Below are 1,914 nucleotides of genomic sequence, written 5' to 3'. Positions count from 1 at the left end.
GTGCAAAGAAGGGGCTCCCTGAGTACCAAAACCTGAATCCTGATACCCGTCTGGTCGACGTTTATGAGGATACCACGGCAGGAAATTGGTCGTCCAGCAGAGGCTTATCCCGTCCCGGGCGGTCTTGGTTGTCGATCTATTTTCCGGCTGTGGCGGGTTTTGGCTTTTATCGAGTCCTTTAGAAAAGGTTAGAAATGCCAAGCCGACAAAATCCTCCCTCGGACAAGCCCGAGATCCTCCTCCGACTGCCAAGCGTGCTTGCCAGGGTTCCCGTTTCGCGCAGTGCCTGGTGGGCCGGCGTGAAATCTGGTCGCTACCCTGCAGGCGTGAAGCTGTCCAAGCGCACGACCTGCTGGAAGAGCAGCGACATCGAGGCCTTAATCCAGTCCCTTGCATAGGGGCTGTGATGAAACATCTTCATCAACTGTTTCGCAAGACTGGCTTGCGGGGGTACTCCGGCGCGCGCAAGGTGCCAATTGGCATATCGATCAGCATTCACGAAGTAAAGCGCTTTACTAGACATGCGCCAGCGGCGTCGGCGAAAGTCGGCGCCATGAGCACAAACCAACCCCTGGAATTGTCGGATGCCGACCGCGAGACTTACATCAAGCAGTGCGGTTTCATGATGCAGCAGGCCGTGACGGAGGGGAAGTGTGACCTCGCCCGGTACTGGCTGGAAAAACAGAAGACGGCTATTTTCCAGCGGTCGCCGGAACAAGCGGCCCGGATGACTGCAGAGATTGACCGCCGCATTGCCGAAAGCATGAATGACCGCGGGGTGGGGGCGGGAGTCGTCGCTTGAACTTCTACAAGCACTACATCGGGGACTTCCAGCGTGCCACCAGCCATCTGTCACTGACGGAGCGCGGGGCCTATCTGACGCTGATTCACCACTATTACGCAACCGAGTTGCCGCTGCCCAGCGACCATGCCGCGCTGTGCCGAATTGCCGGCGCCTTCACCAAGCCGGAGCGCGATGCAGTCAAGGCAGTGATGGCGTTCTTCTCTCCTGTAGACAGTGGATTGATGCACAACCGCATAGAGGCGGAACTGCATAAGGCCGGGGAGATTTCAACCACGAACCGTGACATCGCCGTGGCGCGAGAGGCTCGGCGCCGTGCCGAAAAGCTGGCGCAGGAGCAGCACGAAGCGACCACGAAGCGTGCTGAGGACGTGCCACGAAGCTGGGACGAAGTGAGCACTCCCCAGACTCCAGACACCAGACTTAATACAGAAGCTAAAGCTTCTTTGTCGGAAGCAGGGCTTCACGACTAGGTTCCTTGGCCTTATCAATCTTGCTGCGCACCCATGGCGCACCACCAAGCCGCTCCAGCTTTTCCCGCTGATCGGTACTCATGCGAATCGCAACGGGGACAGTCTCAATCCCCGTAGACTTTCTCCCCTGACCTCGACCCGCTCCGCCTCTACCTGTTAATGGTTTTGTCATTTGATTAGTGTAAACATTAATCAAATAATAACAAGTAGGTTTTTCCCAGAACTTTGAGTTTTATGTTAGGTGGCGGCAGAATAGCGGCGTATTCGTGCGGGAGTTTCGTATGGAAGTGCACTTTGAACGGCTAGCGCTTTACGATGAGGTATGGTCCACCCCCTTGACCAAGCTTGGCGAGAAGTACGGAATGTCAGACAACGGCATCCRCAAAGTCTGCAAAACGATGGACATTCCTCTACCCAAAGTAGGCTACTGGGCCAGAGTCCAGGCCGGCCAAGTAGTTACTCGAACAGCGCTACCGGAAAAAGCCGGGCGGACAACGTTTGTATGTCGCCCACCACCAAGGCCGAGCCTCGAATTCAAGCGACCGGAAGATGTCGTTTGGCTAGAGGAAAGACTCACATCCGAGCAACGCGAAGACGCTCTCATCACTGTGGACGCCGTTCCAAATAGGTGGCATACCC

General features: G+C 56.2%; 4 protein-coding genes. All 4 read left to right on the top strand.

Features of this window, described 5'->3' with window-relative positions:
• Positions 1–182 (top strand): hypothetical protein (locus AC1D1P_RS22110; protein WP_477674458.1); only part of this gene is annotated, 182 nt, incomplete at its 5' end.
• Between the two features lie 12 nt (positions 183–194).
• Entirely contained in the window at positions 195–398 is a 204-nt protein-coding gene (locus AC1D1P_RS22105; RefSeq protein ID WP_477674457.1) for a helix-turn-helix transcriptional regulator, read from the top strand.
• Between the two features lie 8 nt (positions 399–406).
• On the top strand, positions 407–802 hold the full coding sequence (locus AC1D1P_RS22100) for a hypothetical protein (protein ID WP_477674456.1): 396 nt from the start codon (positions 407–409) through the stop codon (positions 800–802).
• Complete coding sequence (locus AC1D1P_RS22095) at positions 799–1,275, top strand: YdaU family protein (protein WP_477674455.1); 477 nt, start codon at positions 799–801, stop codon at positions 1,273–1,275. The genes AC1D1P_RS22100 and AC1D1P_RS22095 overlap by 4 nt, the downstream gene beginning before the upstream one ends.
• Positions 1,276–1,914: the final 639 nt, after the last annotated feature.

This window comes from Polaromonas sp. P1_E1_2 (genome assembly GCF_056406035.1).
Note: the sequence above shows the minus strand (reverse complement) of the source record. Positions and strands in the feature narration are given on the sequence as shown.